At 64.2% G+C, this 18,284-nt stretch carries 18 protein-coding genes; 5 read left to right on the forward strand and 13 right to left on the reverse strand.

The genetic code is table 11. From position 1 onward, the window contains the following. Positions 1-14 precede the first annotated feature (14 nt). The 13 genes from ACNJX8_RS26545 to ACNJX8_RS26605 form a co-directional block, all read right to left on the reverse strand. Positions 15-1,631, reverse strand: a complete 1,617-nt coding sequence (locus tag ACNJX8_RS26545; protein ID WP_439357288.1) for an ATP-dependent acyl-CoA ligase — start codon at positions 1,629-1,631, stop codon at positions 15-17. Between the two features lie 7 nt (positions 1,632-1,638). Then, complete coding sequence (locus ACNJX8_RS26550) at positions 1,639-2,115, reverse strand: aromatic-ring-hydroxylating dioxygenase subunit beta (RefSeq protein WP_091887573.1); 477 nt, start codon at positions 2,113-2,115, stop codon at positions 1,639-1,641. Next, positions 2,112-3,452, reverse strand: a complete 1,341-nt coding sequence (locus ACNJX8_RS26555) for a Rieske 2Fe-2S domain-containing protein (protein WP_439357289.1) — start codon at positions 3,450-3,452, stop codon at positions 2,112-2,114. The genes ACNJX8_RS26550 and ACNJX8_RS26555 overlap by 4 nt, the downstream gene beginning before the upstream one ends. A gap of 18 nt (positions 3,453-3,470) precedes the next feature. Further along, positions 3,471-4,421 (reverse strand): PDR/VanB family oxidoreductase, encoded by a 951-nt coding sequence (locus tag ACNJX8_RS26560; protein WP_439357290.1) that lies wholly within the window; start codon positions 4,419-4,421, stop codon positions 3,471-3,473. 58 nt (positions 4,422-4,479) lie between these two features. Continuing rightward, entirely contained in the window at positions 4,480-5,160 is a 681-nt protein-coding gene (locus ACNJX8_RS26565; protein WP_439357291.1) for a flavin reductase family protein, read from the reverse strand. A gap of 225 nt (positions 5,161-5,385) precedes the next feature. After that, entirely contained in the window at positions 5,386-6,510 is a 1,125-nt protein-coding gene (locus ACNJX8_RS26570; RefSeq protein ID WP_439357292.1) for a mandelate racemase/muconate lactonizing enzyme family protein, read from the reverse strand. Between the two features lie 44 nt (positions 6,511-6,554). Then, positions 6,555-7,592 carry a tagatose 1,6-diphosphate aldolase gene (locus ACNJX8_RS26575; RefSeq protein ID WP_439357293.1) on the reverse strand — a complete coding sequence of 346 codons (1,038 nt, stop codon included), beginning with the start codon at positions 7,590-7,592 and terminating at the stop codon, positions 6,555-6,557. Continuing rightward, complete coding sequence (locus tag ACNJX8_RS26580; protein ID WP_439357294.1) at positions 7,589-8,548, reverse strand: sugar kinase; 960 nt, start codon at positions 8,546-8,548, stop codon at positions 7,589-7,591. Before ACNJX8_RS26580 ends, ACNJX8_RS26575 begins: the two co-directional genes overlap by 4 nt. Beyond that, positions 8,545-9,618, reverse strand: coding sequence for an ABC transporter ATP-binding protein (locus ACNJX8_RS26585; RefSeq protein ID WP_439357295.1), 1,074 nt, complete (start codon positions 9,616-9,618; stop codon positions 8,545-8,547). The genes ACNJX8_RS26580 and ACNJX8_RS26585 overlap by 4 nt, the downstream gene beginning before the upstream one ends. 6 nt (positions 9,619-9,624) lie before the next feature. Beyond that, complete coding sequence (locus tag ACNJX8_RS26590) at positions 9,625-10,629, reverse strand: zinc-dependent alcohol dehydrogenase family protein (RefSeq protein WP_439357296.1); 1,005 nt, start codon at positions 10,627-10,629, stop codon at positions 9,625-9,627. Positions 10,630-10,638: 9 nt separating this feature from the next. Beyond that, positions 10,639-11,466, reverse strand: a complete 828-nt coding sequence (locus ACNJX8_RS26595; protein ID WP_439357297.1) for a carbohydrate ABC transporter permease — start codon at positions 11,464-11,466, stop codon at positions 10,639-10,641. Between the two features lie 4 nt (positions 11,467-11,470). Next, the gene (locus ACNJX8_RS26600; protein ID WP_439357298.1) at positions 11,471-12,352 is read right to left on the reverse strand and encodes a carbohydrate ABC transporter permease; all 882 of its coding nucleotides are present in this window, start codon (positions 12,350-12,352) and stop codon (positions 11,471-11,473) included. Between the two features lie 59 nt (positions 12,353-12,411). Then, positions 12,412-13,713, reverse strand: a complete 1,302-nt coding sequence (locus ACNJX8_RS26605; protein ID WP_439357299.1) for an ABC transporter substrate-binding protein — start codon at positions 13,711-13,713, stop codon at positions 12,412-12,414. Positions 13,714-13,905: 192 nt separating this feature from the next. Here ACNJX8_RS26605 and ACNJX8_RS26610 point away from each other — a divergent pair, with 192 nt between their 5' ends. The 5 genes from ACNJX8_RS26610 (at position 13,906) to ACNJX8_RS26630 (ending at position 18,092) form a co-directional block, all read left to right on the forward strand. Next, the gene (locus ACNJX8_RS26610; RefSeq protein ID WP_439357300.1) at positions 13,906-14,946 is read left to right on the forward strand and encodes a LacI family DNA-binding transcriptional regulator; all 1,041 of its coding nucleotides are present in this window, start codon (positions 13,906-13,908) and stop codon (positions 14,944-14,946) included. Positions 14,947-14,956: 10 nt separating this feature from the next. Next, on the forward strand, positions 14,957-15,265 hold the full coding sequence (locus ACNJX8_RS26615; RefSeq protein WP_439357301.1) for an SDR family NAD(P)-dependent oxidoreductase: 309 nt from the start codon (positions 14,957-14,959) through the stop codon (positions 15,263-15,265). Continuing rightward, a complete protein-coding gene (locus ACNJX8_RS26620; RefSeq protein WP_439357302.1) occupies positions 15,262-15,690 on the forward strand; it encodes an SDR family NAD(P)-dependent oxidoreductase in 429 nt (142 codons plus the stop codon). The genes ACNJX8_RS26615 and ACNJX8_RS26620 overlap by 4 nt, the downstream gene beginning before the upstream one ends. Before the next feature lie 204 nt (positions 15,691-15,894). Continuing rightward, complete coding sequence (locus ACNJX8_RS26625) at positions 15,895-17,145, forward strand: ABC transporter substrate-binding protein (RefSeq protein WP_128934746.1); 1,251 nt, start codon at positions 15,895-15,897, stop codon at positions 17,143-17,145. 119 nt (positions 17,146-17,264) lie between these two features. After that, the gene (locus ACNJX8_RS26630) at positions 17,265-18,092 is read left to right on the forward strand and encodes a helix-turn-helix domain-containing protein (protein ID WP_439357303.1); all 828 of its coding nucleotides are present in this window, start codon (positions 17,265-17,267) and stop codon (positions 18,090-18,092) included. Positions 18,093-18,284: the final 192 nt, after the last annotated feature.

The following is an 18,284-nucleotide window of genomic DNA, read 5'->3' on the forward strand; positions in this document are numbered from 1 at the left end:
GCGGGCTTTCCGGGTCAGACCTGCCGCCGCTTCATCTCGCGGAGATCGAAGAACACGCCATCCTGCATCAGCCTGGCGACGAGATCCTTCAAGCCGCCGCGCTGAATCTTCTCGGTTGCGGTGAGCGGCAGCCGCTCGACGAAGCAGATCCAGCCGGGCGCCTTGTAGTAGGCCATCTGCTCCAGGCTCCAGCGCACGATGGCCTCGGCCAGCGCGCGGTCGGCGCCGGCCTGCTCGGCGATGATGACGGCCGCGACCTCGTCGCCGCGCACCTGATCCGGGGTCGGCGCAATCGCGGCCTGCCGGATCGCGGGATGACGATTGAGGACGGATTCGACCTCGACCGCGGCGATGTTCTCGCCGGAGCGGCGGATGACGTTCTTCTTGCGGTCGACGAAATGCAGATCGCCATCCGCATCGCACGAGACGATATCGCCGGTGTGCAGCCAGCCTTCGGCCCAGGCCTCCGCCGTGGCCTCGGGGTTCTTGAGGTATTCCCGGAAGAAGCCGTAGCGCGGGTCCGCGCCTGCCCGCCGCACCAGCAGCTCGCCCGGCGTTTGCCCGGGCGTATCGACACCTCGATCATCGACGATGCGAACCTCGATCTCAGGGGCCGGGCGGCCGAAGCAGCTGGTGCCGACTTTGCGCGGCTCAAGGTTGGCGGCGATCACGCCGCCACTGCCGGTCTCGGTCATCGCCCAGGCCTCGATCAGCGGGAAGCCGAAGCGCGCCTCGAAGGGGGCATGAAGCAGCTTGTCGACGCCGGCGCCGAACCCGAAGCGCACATTGTGCTGCCGGTCCTGTTCGGACGGCGCGGCGCTCATCAGCATCGAGGGCATGACACCGAGATAGTGCAGGCACGTGGCCCGGCTCTCCCTGACCGAGCTCCACCAGCTGCGCGGGTGAAATCGATCGAGCATGGTCAGGCTGCCGCCGACCGAGACCATCGCCATCAGCGAGACCGCCATCGCGTTCATGTGGAACAGCGGCAGCGGCGTAATCATGCGCTCGCCATCCGGCTTCAGGCCGATCAGCCCGCCGGCGTCGCGATACCAGTTTCCGCTGTGCAGGAAATATTCATTGGTGAGGACGCAGCCTTTCGGCTGCCCTGTTGTGCCGGAGGTGTAGAGCAGCGCGCATTCGGTTGCGCTGCCCGCCGGCCGCAACGGCCGCGCACCGTCGTATGGCGCGGGAACGTCGCCGTCGTCGGTGACGACTGGGATCGGCCGGCCGGCCTGGCGCGCCGCCGTCGCCACCTCGGCGCAGCGCTCGGCGAGAACGAAGGCGGCATTCATCTCGGAATGGGAGATGATGTATTCGAGCTCGCTCATGCGCAGATCGGGGTTAATCGGCACCACGGAAACGCCAAGCGCGTTCAGCGCAAACCACAGCTCGATGAACACCGGCCGGTTCTGGAGCAGAAGCCCGACCCTGTGTCCTTCGCCATAGCCGCGGTCCGCGAACGCCTGCCGCCGGGCCTCGATCCGCGCGAGCATTGCGCGGTAGGAGATCTCGCCGGCTGCGATGCCGTAGATGCCGGCGGTCTCCGGCAACACGTTGAGGAAGCCGGCCTCGCCGCGGCGTAGCGCGGTGTCGCGAAAGCGGGCGTAGACTGTGGTCGCAGCGGTCAAGATACACTCACATGAAAAGCTGAATATTGCCGAATGGCGCGTCGAAATTGACGAGATCGACGCGCTTGAGCTTGATCTTCAGGCCGTCGCCGACCTGCACGAGATCGTGCGATGCCCATCCCGAATAGCGCTCCAGCAAGTCGCCGCGCGTCTCGGTGTAGATGTAGGACGTGCGCGCCCTGAACACGCCGGCCGCAGCATCGCAGGCGATGATACGTGGCGCCTGAAGCAGATGGTGGCACCGGCTCTTCGGCTTCTGGCTGAAGGTGCGTTCCCCGGCGAGGCGTTCGACCCGCACCTTGAGCAGCAGCAGATCCTCGTACATCAGGGAGGGCTGGAGCACCGGGTCCTGCTGCTGCCATTCGAGCGGCATCCAATAGCGCCCTTCGGGATGAAACAGATCGAGCCAGCTCTGCCACTGCATGGTGTCGAGCAGCTCGGCCTCCCGATAGATGAAATCCGTGACGGCTTTCTCGTCGATCATTCCGCGACCTCGGCATGCTTGTCCATGCCCATGGCCATGAATTTGGCCCAGGCGTGAAACTGGTTGCGCATCTGCCGCTCGGAGGTGCCGTTGATGACGGCGGTGACATCAGGCTGTTCGTCGGGCTCGTAGAGGCGGCGCAGATTGATCCACTGATTTCCGTTGGACTTCAGGCCTTCCTGCGCGCGCTCGTACATCTCGAGGTCGTCGTGCCCGACGATCGAGGTCGGCGCGTTGATGAAGCGGTTGTACATCAGGGCACGCTCGTAGAGCTTGTCGGGCGCGCCGACCAGGCGATAGACCCAGCTCTCGACCAGCGTCCTGTCGACCGCGATCGGGATGAAATTGCGCAGGATCTGGACGGCGCCTTTGACCATGACGTTCGGGAAATAGACGGTGTTGTGCCTGATATCGCCCAGGATCTCGTGAGCCCGTGTCTCGCCATAGGCCGCGACCATCTGCTCGAGATAGCCGTCGACGTCGGAATAGTTCGAATGGATCGAATTGGCGACGCCGGTGTGGCCATGGCCGTTGGGCCAGATCCGGATGCCGCTCTGCTCGTAGAATTCGTACGGGCTCATGAACGGGCCGTAGAGCTGCACCGCCATCGGCGTCTCCGTGGAATCGCCCTGCTCGCGTTTCCAGACCTTGACAGCGGTACCCGCCGAGCTCTCGTGCGCGACCATGGGATGGCAGGTGTCGGTCTGGTTCTCGACCAGCATCTTCCAATTGCAGGTGTGCATATAGCGGATCGGCGCGGCCACGACCTCGAGCTTGCCCTGTGGCGAGCGGTCGACCATGTTGTCGATGGTCGAAAGGCTCGGGCCGAAATAGTCCTCGAAGGACACGCCGGTCTCGCTCAGCCGCGCGAAGATGAAGTCGCGATAGATCGCGACGTTCTTGATTCTCGACAGGCCTTCATTCGCCTGGGTGTCGCCGAAACCGGTGCTCTCATAGCCCTTCTTCAAGGGGATCGCGAGCAGCGAGCCGTCGGTCCTAAACGACCATGCGTGATAGGGACAACGAAAGAACTTTCCGGTATTGCCGCAAGGCTCCGAGGCGATCTTGACGCCCTTGTGCGGACAACGGTTGTAGAAAACATGGATGGAACCGTCGGTATGGCGGCTCGCCATCACCGGCTGCCGGCCGATATTGGCGGTGATGAAATCGCCGGGCTTCGCCAACTGGCTCGCATGACCGACATAGACCCAGCTGTTGGGAAACAGATGCGCCATCTCGAGCTCGAAGATCTCAGGATCGACGTAGACGTCGCGATGCACCTCCGCCTCGCGCACCAGCGCTGCGATCGACCGCGCATTTCCAGCGTATCCAGCCATGACGTTCCTGTCCTCGTCCTAGAGATCCAGCACCAGCCGTTCCGATTTTGCGCGCGACACACAGATCTGCATGACCTTGTTGGACGCCTTCTCGGCGTCGCTCAGGATGACATCGCGATGATCGGGAACGCCTGCGATCACGCCGCACTGGCAGATGCCGCAATCGCCGCGCCGGCAGTCGGAGAGAACCTCGTGCCCCGCTGCTTCCAGCGCTTCGATGATGCTGCGATCGGCCGCGACCGTGATGACCTCGCCCGTCGATCTGAGCTCCACCTCGAACGGACGGTTCGGCGCGCCCGGCAGCTCGGCCTTGAAGCGCTCGTCGTGGATACGATTGGCGGCAATGCCGCTGGCGAGAGCCGCGGTCTTCACCGCTTCGATCATGCCTGCAGGACCGCAGACATAGACATGGGCGTTCGCAGGCGAGCCGTGCAGTGCGGCGGCGATGTCCAGGCACGAGGCGTCGTTGTCGTAGTGGATGGACAGGGTGCTCGCGCACACCGTCTCCAGCTGCGGCAGGAATGCCAGCAGACCTGGCGCCCGCCCGGCGTAGTGAAGATGGTGGGCAACGCCCCTCGCCTTGAGCTCGGCCGCCATGGACAGGATCGGCGTGATGCCGATGCCGCCGGCGAACAGCAGCGCAGGCGCATCGTCCTCATGCAGCGGGAAATTGTTGACGGGCGCCGAAGCCGTCACGACATCGCCGATCTCGAGCGCATGCATGAAGGCCGAGCCGCCGGTCGACGTCCGCTCGCGCAGAACGCCGAGCGCAAGGACTCCCTCAGGCAGGCCCGGCAGGGCCATCAGCGAGTAAGGCCGGTCTCCCCCGCTTGGCAGCGACACGCGGATATGCGCTCCCGCCTGCCATCGCGGAGCCGCACCGCCTTCCACGCCGAACAGAAGGCTTCGGATCGTCGGCGTCTCCGCCGCGACCGACTGCACCTTGAGCCTCAGCGGATGCGTGTCCATTGGCCGGGTCTTGCAATATATGAATTTGCATATTTTTAGACATATAATAATTTGGATGTCAATCGCTCGCTCGGGTCGACACGCGCTGGACCCCCAACCCGAGGCCTGGCGCCGGCCGCCCCGATTCGATCGGCGCCGGCCGCACCAGCTGGAAGAGCTCGCGAGGCCTCGCATACCAGCCCGAGCCGTGCATGCGGGCAATGAGGTCGAGGTTGACCGTATCGATATGGCCTCGGCGCGCGTCGATCACGAACTGCTCGGCCACGTGAGCGCAGACGATCTCGCCGATCACGGCGATTTGCCGGGGCCCGGTCTCATGGACCGAAAGGGAGCGACATTCGAACGCAACCGGGCATCCCTTGATGAGCGGAGGCGAAATCATCTGCGCGGGGAGCGTCTCCAGCCCCGCAATCTCAATCTCGTCGATCTCGGAGGGAGCATCGACCGCCGTCGCGTTCATCGCTTCTGCCATCTGGTGCGGCACCAGGTGGACGGCGAACTCACCCATCTCGACGATATTCTGCGCCGTGTCCTTCAAACCTCGCTGCGGATGACGCAGCAAGCCGAGCACCACCGTCGGCGGCTCATGCCCGAGAACGTTGAAGAAGCTGAAGGGCGCCGCATTGGCGATCCCGTCCCGGGACCTCGTCGTCACCCACGCGATGGGTCGCGGCGTAACGGTGGCGGTAAGGATCTTGTAGCGGATATCCGCCGGAAGCTGACCCATATCGAAGAGCATCGGTCCCTCAATTGCGCGCGCGAACGGAGCTGACGGCTGAGAAGTTGCGCCCCGCAGCCAAATGCGAGACGTTTTATTTGGTCATATACATATGACGAGGTCAAATAAGCGCGCGACGGCATCAGCCGCTGTCGTGACGCCCTGCTGCCGAACTTCACCGCCCTATCCGCACCGATCTTCCAGGCCGGATTCAAGATCGCGGCCATCACGATACGAGTCTCTCATCTAAATGGTGCGGTGACGCTCGATAGCTGAAAGATCAGGCGACACTCCGAGTCCCGGGTCTTGGTCCAATTCAATCATGCCTTCCCTCACGTTGAGGACCGGGCCGCAAATCAGATCGCGCAATGGATTGTCGTTGGCATCGACTTCCAGCCAGCCATCACCTCCGATACCGGCAAGGAGATGCGCCGATGCGAGCAAGCCGAGGCCTCCACCGAGATAGTGCGGGCAAAACGTCTTGCCCACCTTCAGAATGTCGCGCGCCAGTGGGGCGCAGACACTGAGGCCGCCCCATTTCGCAATATCAGGCTGAACCACGCCGAGCACGTCTTCGGCCAAAACCTCCTTGAAGCCTTCGACGCTCGAAATGTTTTCGCCGGCGGCAATCGGCATCTTCGCTGCGGCGCGCAGCCTTCGCCATTCCTCGCGCGGCCGATCGGCGCGAATCGGCTCTTCCAGCCAGCGCAGATCGAACTCCGCAAGCCGCGGCAGCATCTCCATCGCCTGCGTGACCGACCAGCCCTGATTGGCATCGGTGGCAAGCATGCCGGCACCGATGATCTGACGCAGCGTGGCCAAATTGGCGAGGTCGATCTCGGCGCCGAAGCCAACCTTCAGCTTCAGCGCGCGATGGCCGCGCTTGAGCGCGGCCTCCGCCGTCTGCGCGGCTCCGCCGGGATTGATGCCGCTGGCATAGACCTTGATCTTGCGCGACTGACCGCCGAGAAGCCGCCACAACGGCAAGCGCCGGCGGCGCGCCGAGAGGTCCCACAGCGCGAGATCGATGCCCGAAATCGCCTGCGCGAACGGACCGGGTTCACCGCATTGAAGCGCCAGAACTTCGGTGCCCTTGGTCAGCGCCTCGAAGGCCTGGCCAGGACCGTCGAACTTGCGTCCGACGAGGCCGGGGGCGAGCACCTCGTTGACGAGCCGGGCGCGATGCTCCGCGCCCGGAGCTGGAAAATTGGACCAGGCCTCACCCCATCCCTCAACGCCGTCTTCGTCGACAGCGCGAACGAAAACGGCGGGACGGTTGAGCATCTTGCCGAACGACGTCACCACCGGCGTCGCCAACGGATAGCGATAGCAGAACGCCTCGATCGAGCGGATGGTGAAGCTGTCAGTCATGTTGCGGATCCTGCGATCGGGATGAACCACGCAGAGCCACTATCTCAATAGGCGCGCGCGAAGTCACCTTCCTGCTTGATGTCAGTGAACACCGGAAAGCGCGCCTTCCACGGCGTGCCCTTGGCCGTGGTCAGCTTGTTGAGCCGTTCCAGCACGCCGAGGCCGTCCTTGCGCAGGCTCGCCGACACCGCCGCACGATCCGGAAAATTCTTCAGGACGGCATCGAGCCAGATGGTGCGGCCGGCGAGGAAGCCGCCCGCTCCCGCCGCATAGGCGAAGTCGAGGACGCGCTCGAACTTTTCCGGCGCAGCGCCGCCCGACAACAGCACCCAGGGGATGCTGCGCTCGCGGCAGATATCGCCGATCGCATCGAACTCCTTCTGTGCGGCCTTCGCTTCCGCGCTGCCGTCGCGGGCCGGCAGGCTGCCCGCCGCAAGCGGGCTCTCCAGCTTGAGGAGATCGACGCCGTATTCGCGCTTGGCGAACTCGCGCACGCTGTCGATGACAAGGCCCGGCAGCTTGCCCGGCGATTCCACATAGTCGGCGGTGTGATTGGCGCTGCCGAGGAACGGGTAGACCAGCAGCTCGAGGACATAGGGAATGTCGTGACGGGCGCAGTCCTCGCCGATCTCGCGCACGAAACGCTTCTGGTGCTCGTTCACCGCAGCGTCGGCATCCGGCCGGTACCAGGCCAGCACCTTGACGGCGTCGCCGCCCATGGCGCGGATCTTCTCCACGCTCCAATTGGTAATCGCGCGCGACTTGCGGCCGCCCGCCGTTTCCTCGACGCGGTGCTCCTCGAGCGTCATGATCAGGCCGCAGCGCGGCGGCAAGAGATCGATCGCGGCGGGCACGGCAAAGTTCGGGTCGAATAGCATCGAGCTGCAATGCGGCGCGAGGTTCTCGACGAGAAGACGCTTGGCCGCCGTGACATCGGAATATTCGACCTGATCCCGCGTGATGCCCTTTGCCTTGGCGATGGCGTCGAACAGTGGCGGCCGCTGGTCCAGCGCGACCATGCGAAAGTGGCCATCCGCGTCAGCCAGCCGTGCCAAGCCGCGGTTCTTTCCAATCGTTCTCATGGCTTCGTCCTCATGAATGCAAGACACTCGTTGATATCGGGGATTCCGTTGCGGCCACCGGCATGGCGGCATTTCATGGCGGCTGTCGCCGCCGAAAACGCCATGGCGGCGCGCACATCGAGGCCGCCGCCGATCGCAAGCGCATAGGCGCCGTGAAAGACATCGCCGGCGCCCGTGGTGTCGACGACCTCGACGGCATAGGCCGCCTGCCGATGCGACTGGCCGTTCTCGTACCAGCTCACGCCTCCCTCGCCGCGCGTGACGGCGATGACCCGGCAGCCGAAGCGCGCGAGCGCCGCGAGAGAGTCATCCTTGGCCGAGCCGGCAAAAGATGTGAGCGCGGGCTCCGAGAAGATCGCGTGGTCGGTCAGCGGCAGCAGCCGCTCGAACACCTCGGCGTCGGCCATGTCGCCGTCGAGCACAGTCGGAATGCCGCGCGCGCGGGCCTCGCTAAACAGCGTCGCTGCGCCCTCGACCCAGCGCGGATCGGCCAGCACGGAGGATGCGCCCGCGACGGCTTCGAGCGGAAGCCAATCCGCGGCTTCCGGAAAGAGCCCGCGGAAATTGACGATCTGCCGCTCACCGGAACTGTCGACGATGATCCCGGAAACGGACGAGCGGCCGTCGGGAAACAGCCGAAAATTCTCGACATCGACGCCTTCGGCGGTGAAGGCCGATTTCATCTCATGGCCGGCGGCGTCATTCCCTGCCCGCCCCCAGAACGCGACGGACGCGCCGAGCCTTGCTATCGCGACCGACGCGTTGGCAGCCATGCCGCCGCCAAGCGTGCCGTAACCGAAGGCCTTGATCTTCTCGCTTTGACCCGCGAACAGGCGATCGACGCGCCAGACCTGGTCGAGCGCCGACAGACCCAGGCAGATCACGTGCACGGACCTCGCCTTTGACGCCACGTCCGCCAGCGCCTTGAGATCACCGATGTGCGCGGATGCACTCACCGCAGGACCTGTCCGTTGGCCGCATCGAACAAATGCGTCTTGCCCGCTTGCGGACGAAGGCTGAGACGATCGCCGACCTTCGGCCGCAGCGATGGATCGACCCGCGCGATCGCGGAGGCACCGGCGAGATCGAAATGGATCAGCGTATCCGAGCCGAGCGGTTCGACCAGCTTGACATTGATGGCAAGACCGTCGGCGGCATCCGCGGCCACGGTGAAATGTTCAGGGCGGATGCCGAGAACGGCATTGCCGGCCTGACGCAGGCGGCCTGCGGCCGCGCCGTCGAGCGGCACTGCCGTTCCGCCTTGCGAAAGGAGCGCACGCTCCTGGCGCCACTCGACCGGGAAGAAATTCATGGCGGGCGAGCCGATGAAGCCGGCGACGAACTGGTTGGCGGGCCGCTCGTAGACCGTCTCCGGCGTGTCGTATTGCTGGATCGTGCCGCTCTGGAGCACAACGATCCGGTCGGCCATGGTCATGGCTTCGATCTGGTCGTGCGTGACGAAGACCATGGTGGTCTTCAGCTCCTGCGACAGCGCCTTGATCTCGGCCCGCACCTGCCCGCGCAGCTTCGCGTCGAGATTGGACAGCGGCTCGTCGAACAGGAACGCCTTGGGATTGCGCACAATGGCGCGGCCCATGGCGACGCGTTGGCGCTGGCCGCCCGACAGTTCCTTCGGCTTGCGGTCGAGATATGGCTCGATGTGCAACAGCGCCGCGGCGCGCTTGACGCGCGCGTCGATCTCCGCCCTCGGCACGCCACGCAACTCCAGCGCAAATGACATGTTGTCGTAGACCTTCATGTGCGGATAGAGCGCGTAGTCCTGGAACACCATCGCGATGTCGCGCTGCGCGGCCTGCACGCCGTTGACGCGCTTGTCGCCGATATAGAGGTCTCCCGACGAAATCGGCTCGAGCCCTGCGATGATGCGCAGCAAGGTCGATTTGCCGCAGCCGGACGGGCCGACGAAGACGACGAATTCATGGTCCGCGATCTCCAGGTTGAGATCGGGGATCACGGTGAAATTGCCGTAGCGCTTGACGAGATTGCGGATCGAGATCGAGGCCATGATCGCTCAGTCCAGCGCCAGAACCGGCTTGATCAGCTCGCCCTTGGCGAAGCGCGCGAAATTCTCGGGCAGAGCCGACAGGCCGAACTCACCATCGACGAGGACGCGGTATTCGTCCTTGTACTTGCGCAGCAACTCGACATTCGGCTCGAAATCCGACACCGGGAAATAGAAGGTGCGGACCATGTAGAAATCCTTGCGCCGGAACACCTTGCCTTCCTCGATGGTCCAGGGCGCGGCGTTCTCGCCGACCAGCACCAGCGCGCCGCGCGGCAGCACCAGCTCGATGCCGAGGTTGCGCGCCGCATGCGCGCCGGAGCATTCCATGATGAGGGCAAAGCGCCTGGAGGTATCGCCGACGGCGTGCGCCTTCGCGCCGAAGGATTGCGCGATCTTGAGGCGCGCGGCATTGGGATCAGCGACATAGACGTCGTCGTAGCCGAGTGCGCGGAGCGCCAACACGACGCCGAGGCCGACCGGCCCTGCCCCCATCACGAGAACCGGGCCGGCTTCGGCTGGCGGCACGACACGGCCGACGAAGCGCACGGCGTGACCGGACGTGCCGATGGTGTCGAGCAGCAATGGCGCAAGGCTGTCCTCGATATCGTCGGGCACCGGCAGCAGGCAGTTTTCCGGCACCGGCACATATTCGGCATAGCCGCCCGGCCTGTTCCAGCCGATCAGGCTGGAGACTTCAAGGCACATCTGGGTGTCGCCGCGCTTGCAGGCCGCGCAATGATCGCAGTGCAAGGGGATATAGATTGCGCAGCGGCGGCCGTGCAGGCGATGACCGGGCTGCTCGACGACGCCAAAGATCTCGTGGCCCGCGGTGAACTCGGCGCCCTTGTGCCAGAGCTTGAAGTCCGAACCGCACAGTGCGGTACGCGAGACGCGCACGAGCACCTCGTCGGTACCGACATCGGGCATCGCCACACGCTCGATGGTGATGCGGTCGTTGCCGTGAAAGACCGCGGCTTGCATGATCGAATTGGGACGAGGTGACAAGTTCATTTCAGATACCTAACCTTTCACCGCACCGAGCGTCAGCCCGGACACCAGCCAGCGCTGCACGAGAGCTGCCAGCACCAGCGGCGGCAACGCGATCAACGTCGCCGCGGCCATCAGCGCGCCCCACTGCGTCGAGCCTTCGCCGATGAAGTTGAAGGCCGCCGCGATCAGCGTCTTGGTGTCGCCGTTGGAGAGCACCAGCGCAAACAGGAAGTAGTTCCACGAGAACACGAAAGCGAGAATCGCCGCGACGGCGACGCCGGACGCCACCAGCGGCAGCGCGATGCGCCAGAGGATGCGCGTCACACTGCATCCATCGACCTGCGCCGCCTCGAACACGCTGCGCGGGATGCCGTCGAAGGACGGCAGCAGGACCCAGATCACGATCGGCAACGTGATCACCGCGTGGCTGAGGATCAGCGCGGTGTAGGAGCCGATCATGCCGACCTGCCGGAACATGACGTACCATGGCAGCAGAAACAGCGTGCCGGGCGCCATGCGGGCGGCCAGCGTCAGGATCGCCGGCCACGAAATTCGGGTCCAGGAGACCGCGAAGGCGGCGGGGATTCCGAACAGCAGTCCAAGCGCGGTCGAGCCGACGGTGACGATGAGGCTGTTGAGCGCATAGCCCAGGAACGGCGTGGTCTTGGTCAGCTCGACATAATTATCCAAGGTCGGCGTGAAGATCAGCGTCGGCGGATAGGCGGTGACCTCGAAGGACGGCTTGAATGAAGACAGCACCATCCAGACCGTCGGCGCCATGATGATGATCCCGGCCAGCACGAGCTGCACCAGGTTGAGCCAGCGGATCCAGCGATCGGTATTGGCAGCGTCGGTCATGGCGTCACCAGGCGACTGCGCCGCGCAGGCGGTTGAAGGCGAGCACCGCGCCGAACACGATCGCCGTCAGCGTCAGCATCAAGGCGCTGGCATAGCCGATGTTGAAGAACTCGAAGCCGACCCGGAAGCCGTAGATATTGAGCGTATTCGACGCGTTCCCCGGACCGCCTTGGGTGGTGATGTAGATGATGTCGAAGAAGCGCAGGAGATCGACGCTGCGCAGGATCGCCGCGGTGACGATGGTGGGCAGCAGCAGCGGCAGCGTGATGCGCTGGAAGGTCCTGAACGGGGATGCGCCGTCGATCTGCGCGGCCTCATAGACGCTCGGCGGGAGAGATTGCAGGCCCCCCAGCACGATCAAGGCGACGTAAGGCGTCCACTGCCAGCTGTCGATCAGAGCAACCGTCGGAATGACAAGTGACGGCGAGGCCAGCCACTCCGATGGCGGCAGGCCGAACGATTGCAGGATGTAGTTGGCCGCCCCCAGTGAGGGATCGAGGATCACCAGCCACATCATGCCCGCCACCACCGGCGGCATCATGAACGGCGAGATGAACAACGAGCGCACGATCCCCGGCAGGCGCTTGGCGTGAAACAACACCAGCGCGAGCCAGACGCCGAAGACGAGCTGCAGCACCAGCGACAGCACATAGAGCGCGATGGTGACCCACAGCCCGTGCCAGAACTCGTAGTCGGAGACCAGCTTGGAATAATTGGCAAGGCCCGCGAAAGACTGCTTGCCGGTCGAGGAGAAATTCTGGAAGCCGAGCCAGACCGTGTAGACGACGGGAAACGCGATCATCGCGACCGTGAAGATCACGGCCGGTGCCGAAAGCACCGACATTTCCAGCTTCTGCCGGTCCTGGGTCGCAGCCGCATCAGACATGCGTGCGTTTCCTTGAAAATGACGAGGTGCCGGCAGGCAAGCCTGCCGACAGCAAGCGATTACTTCTGGGCGATCAGCGCATCCAACGCCTTGTCGGCATCTGCGCAGGCCTGATCGATCGGCTTCTGCTTCAGGATCAGATCCTGCACCGCCTGGCCGATGAACTCGCGCGATTCCGGGTTGGCTACGATGGGATAGCCGACCTCGGACGAGCCCTTGGTGGCGAGCACGTCGAGCGCGGCCTGCCATTCCTTGCGGACCGGCTCCTCGTCGATCCACTTGCGATAGTCGGGATCCTTAGCGACCGACGGACGCGGCGGGGCAATGCCCTGGAGCGCCATCTTCTTCTGCACCTCGGGGCTGGTCGCCCATTGCACGAAGTACCAGGCCGCCTCCGGCTGCTTGCTATGCGAGGACACCGCCATGCCCCAGCCGATCGTGGTCGGCACCTGGCCGGCCTCGCCCGCCGGGAACGGCAACAGGCCGGTGTCCTTCAGGCGCGCACCGCCTTCCATCACCGTGCGCAATTCATTCGAGGATTCGAACGCCATCGCGGCGCGCCCGCCGCGATAGAGCGCGGAAATCTGCTGGAAGCTGTAGTTGACGACGCCGGGCGGTCCGAATTCGCGCAGCAGCCGGCTATAGGTGTCGAGCGCCTCCTTGCCCTTGGCCGAGCAGAGGTTCGACTTGCCGCCGGCAATGTAGCTGCCGCCGATATTGTGCAGCATGTTGCTGAAGGTGTAGGCGACCGCGGGCTTGAGACCGCGCGAGACGAACGGCGTCACCGCACTATCGCAGGTCTTGATCTTCGCGGCGGCTGCTTCGACCTCCTTGATGTTCTTCGGCGGCTCGAGGCCGCACTTCTTGAAGATGTCGGTGCGGTAATAGAAGATCGGCCCCTCGATGTTCATCGGCATGCTGGTCAGCTTGCCGCCGAATGTCGCAGCCTTCAGCAGCGCCTGGCTCAGCCCTGCCGGATCGTATTCCTTGGCCACCTCGTTCTTAGCCATCGCGGTGAGATCGCCGTACCAGCCGGCGGCGGCGAACTGCTCGCCCTCGCGCGAGGGCAGCGTCATGAACACATCGACCTCGTCGCTGTTCGCGTTCATGACGGTGACCAGGCGCTGGCGCATCTGCTGCTCCTGATAGCCGTCGACCTTCAGGGTCATGCCGGTCAGCTTCTCGAAATCGGCCTTGTAGGTCAGCAGCGCCTGCGCGACCGGATTGTTGTTGGCGAGAAAGGTGACGGTCTTGCCCTTGAACTTCATCCAGTCGAAATCGGCCGCGTGCGCCTGCGCACTGGCCGCCGCAATCGCGAGAACGGGCAACGCGACATGGGTCGCGAGCATCCTAGCCTTCATCGAACTCTCCTCCCGGCTGGCCGCCTTAAGCTGGCGGACCTTTTTGAACACCTTTGAGCACCACTTGAAAACGGTTACAATCTAGACCTCACATCCACGGTGTCAAGCGATGGACAGGCGTCACAATCTGCGGCAGATTTGCATCATCTTCGTGACTTCACGGCTCACCACGCAGGATGTAACGTTACATTCATGAGACTGACCAACGCCAAGTCCGTGAAACAGGGCATCCGCGCCGTGGCGGCCCGCGCCGGCGTGTCGACGGCGTCGGTCTCGCGCGCTCTCAACAATCCCGATGCGGTGAGCCCATCCCTGCGTGCGCGCATTGAACAGGCCATCGACGCGCTCGGCTACATCCCGCATGCACCGGCGCGCATCCTGTCGTCGCGGCGCTCGCGCACCCTCGGCGCGATCGTGCCGACGATCGACAACACGATGTTCGCGCGCGGCATCGCCTCGCTCCAGCAATATCTCTCCTCGGTCGGGTACATGCTGTTTCTCACCACGAGCGGATATGATCTCGATGTCGAATTGCAGCAGGCGCGCAACCTGATCAGCCGCGGTGTCGACGGCCTCGTGCTGCGCGGCGATTGCCATCACGACGGATTGCGCAAGCTGCTGGCCGACAACGCGGTGCCGTTCATCAATGTCGGCATCTATCAGCCCGACCGGCCCTACCCTTGCGTCGGTACGGATAATGAGGCAGCCGCCCATCGCGCCGCCGCTCACGTCATCGAGCTCGGCCATCGCCGCATCGGGATCGTCTCGGCCCTCCAGCGCAACAACGACCGCGCCAGCGCCCGCGTCGCCGGCTTTCGCCGTGCGCTGGCCGAGAAGGGGCTCGAGCTTCCGCCGCAATGGCATGTCGAGGTGCCCTATACGCTGGACGACGCACGCGAGGCGGCGCGCTATCTCCTCAACCTCAAAGACCGTCCGACGGCCGTGGTGTGCGGCAACGACGTCATCGCCTATGGCGTGTTGCTCGAGGCGGAGCGCGACGGGTTCTCCGTGCCGCGCGATCTTTCGGTGGTCGGCTTCGACGACCTCGACTGGAGTCGCCATTTGCGGCCGAGCCTGACCACGATCCACGTCCCGACCGCAGAAACCTGGCAGCGCGCCGGAGAATATCTGGTGCGCAGCCTCGCCGGCGAGCAGACCATCATGCATCGCGAAATCGACTTCTCGCTGGTGGTCCGCGAATCGACAGCTCCGCCTCCGAAATCGCTGAAGTGAGACACTCCCGATGAATTCGAATTTCTCCCTCGCAACCGGCTTTCATGCCGTCGTAATCGGCGGCGCCGGCGATATTGGCGCGGCGATCAGCAACCAGTTTTGCGACCTCGGCGCGACGGTGACCGCAACCGGCGCGAACGAGGCCGATCTTGCCCGCACCCTGCTCAAGCCACGCACCGGGCTCACGCTCGCGACGCTGGATGTCACCGATGATGCCGCCGTCACGTCCTTCGCGCGGCAGCACACGCGCGTCGACGCGCTAGTCAACTGGCCGGCATTCTCGCGCGCGACAGGGAATTCGAGATCGAGACCTTCATGAAGGTGCTCGACGTCAATCTCACCGGCACGTTCCGGACCTGCATGGCGTTCCACCCGCGGCTCGTGGAGACGAAGGGCTCGATCGTCAACATCGCCTCGATGAACGCGACGTTGGCGCTGCCACGGATTCCCGCCTATTGCGCCAGCAAGGGCGGCGTCGTGATGCTGACCAAGGCGCTGGCTTTGAAGTGGGCCGACGAAGGCATCCGCGTCAATGCGGTGGCGCCCGGCTATATCGAAACGGCGATCAACGCCGCCGGCCGCACCGACCGTGCCCATTATCAGCGCATTGCCGACCGGACCGCGTTCAAGCGCTGGGGACAGCCGGAGGACATCGCCGGGGCAGTCGCCTTCCTGTGCATGCCGGCTTCGCAATATGCGACCGGCACCGTGGTCGCGGTGGACGGGGGATTCCTCGCGGGATGACCCCGCATCCCAGACCTGTTGCACCGCGAAACCATTTGCGCCGCAACATCCAAAATGAGACTGCCCGTCAAGCCGAACGAGGCGTCCACGCATGCACCGCGTGCGACTTCGGCTAGCCTCCCCGTCAAATCCGCGAGCCCTTCGAGCTGCGGGCGCAGCGCCGGTCCGGCGCGGCGACAAATCGACGACACAGGGAGGAGCACAATGTCGAAATGCAGTGTGGGGCTGCTGGCGCTGAGCAGCCTGTTTCTTTCAGGCGCCGCGATCGCGCAGGAAAAGATCAAGGTGGGGGTGACCGCAACGCTCGAAGGCACCTACACGGTGCTCGGCGAGGACGGCATGCGCGGCCATCAGACCGCCCTCAACGTGCTCGGCAAGAAGGTCGGCGACAAGGAACTTGAATTCATCGTGGCCTCGACCGATGCAACGCCGGACTCCGCCGTGCGCGCCGTGCGCAAGCTGATCGAGCAAGACAAGGTGCAGATCCTGCTTTCGCCGCTCTCCGGCGACGAGGGCATCGCGGTGAAGAACTTTGCGAAGACTCACCCAGAGCTGACCTTCATCAATGCGGCCTCCGGCGCCCAGGAAACGACTTATGTCGATCCGGCCCCGAACTTCTTCCGCTACAACATGGACGGCGCGCAGTGGCAGGTCGGCCTCGGCAAATACGCCTATGAGGAAAAGAAGTATCGCAAAATCGCAACCGTCGGCGAGGACTACTCCTTTATCTACACCCAGGTGTTCGGGCTGGTGCTCGAGTTCTGCGGCATGGGCGGACAGGTGACCAACCGGCAATGGGTGCCGCTCGGAACGAAGGATTTCGCCTCCGTCATCGCCGCCCTGCCCGACGACGTCGACGCCATCTATCTCGGGCTTGGCGGCGCGGATGCCGTCAACTTCCTCAACCAGTATCAGCAGGCCGGCGGCAAGGCGCATCTGATGGGCGGTTCCATCATGATCGACCAGACCATCCTGTCGTCGAAGGGCAACGCCAAGAATGCGCTGATCGGCACCATCGCCGCGAGCGGCCAGGCCGATACCTGGGAGGATCCGGGCTGGCAGAAGTTCGTGAAGGCCTATCAGGACGCCTTCCCGCCCAACAAGCGCTTCCCAAGCCCGTCGCTGCTCGCGACCAACTATTATGGTTCAACCATGGCGCTGATCCTCGCACTGCGTCAGGTCAATGGCGACCTCTCCAACAACCAGGCGAAGTTCAAGGAAGCGCTGGCGAAGATCGAGCTCGATGCGCCGAACGGCAAGATCAAGCTCGACGCCAACCGCCAGGCGATCGGCACCAACTTCGTCACCGAAGTCGTCGATGACGGCAAGGGCGCGCTGTTCAGCAAGGTCGTGAAGGTGATCCCGAACGTGAACCAGACGCTCGGCTATGATCCGGCCGTGTTCTCCAAGATCGGGTTGCCGGGCCGCACAGTACCGGAATGTAAGAAGTACTGACGCATCACGCCTGCGCAGGCGGAGAGCGACCTGCTGACGCGGTCGCTCTCCGCTCTTGCAATCTCGTCGGCGTTGTTGAACGCTGGCCGAAAAGACAAGAACATTCGGGAGGGGAAGGCATGAGCCGTGCGCTCGCCGTCTTCCACGGCCGCTTCGGCCGGGCGACGGTTTATCAGTTGAACCGCCCTTTCAATATTCACGCCCATCGTGAAGGTCATCTGATCTTCCATGTCGGCGGCATGCCGGCATGCATCGATGTCTCCAACGGGCATTATGATCTCACCGAATCCTCCGTGGTCGCCGTCAATCCATGGGAGCCGCATAACTTCCTGCCGGCCGATCTCGACGGCGGCGCGATCTTCTTCGTGCTGTACGTCAATGCCGAATGGTTTGCGCCGGATGCATCCGGCTCCGATCGCATGCGTTTCGGCCGCACCCAATTCAGGCGCACGCCTGCGCTCGACAAGCACATCAGGCGGACCGCCGCGCTCGTGTGCGGCGCACCATCGCTTTCCAGCCTCGATTCCGAGCTGCGGCGGCTGATCGACATCTGCTACGACGAAAGCTGGCAGCAAGCTGAGATCGCGCGCGATCCGCGCGCCAATGGCGCCGTGACCGACTTCCGTGTGCGCAAATGCATCAGGCTGATGTCGGAGAGTCCCGGGGCCGAGATGGAGCTCGATACGATTGCGCGGGAATCCGGTCTGTCTCGGCCGCATTTCTACCGGCTGTTCCGGGTCCAGACGGGCGTCACGCCGAACCTCTTTCTCAACACGCTGATCATGGAACAGGCGCTCGAAGCGCTGGTGGCGAGCGAGGCGCCGATAGCCGATATCGGCTTCGATCTCGGCTTCTCCTCGCAAAGCGGCTTCACCCGCTTCTTCGCCGCCAATGTCGGGATGGCTCCGACAGATTATCGTCGTGCGGCCAAGGTTTTGCGCGCCTGATCGCTGCGCGAAAAGATACTCACGATCAAATGTCCTCCTCGCAGCCCGGCTAGGATGTGGGCAACGCGATCCCGCTAGAGGATTGCGAGTCCAGGGAGGACGTTCGCCCATGGCGAGGTACGCAGCCGCCGCGAGGCTGTCTGACCTACACTCGATGAGCCTTCGGCGTGCCGCCTGGGCGAACGGGCGGCG

Origin of the sequence: Bradyrhizobium sp. SPXBL-04, assembly GCF_051853035.1 — a bacterium.
GTDB classification, from domain to species: Bacteria; Pseudomonadota; Alphaproteobacteria; order Rhizobiales; family Xanthobacteraceae; genus Bradyrhizobium; species Bradyrhizobium zhanjiangense.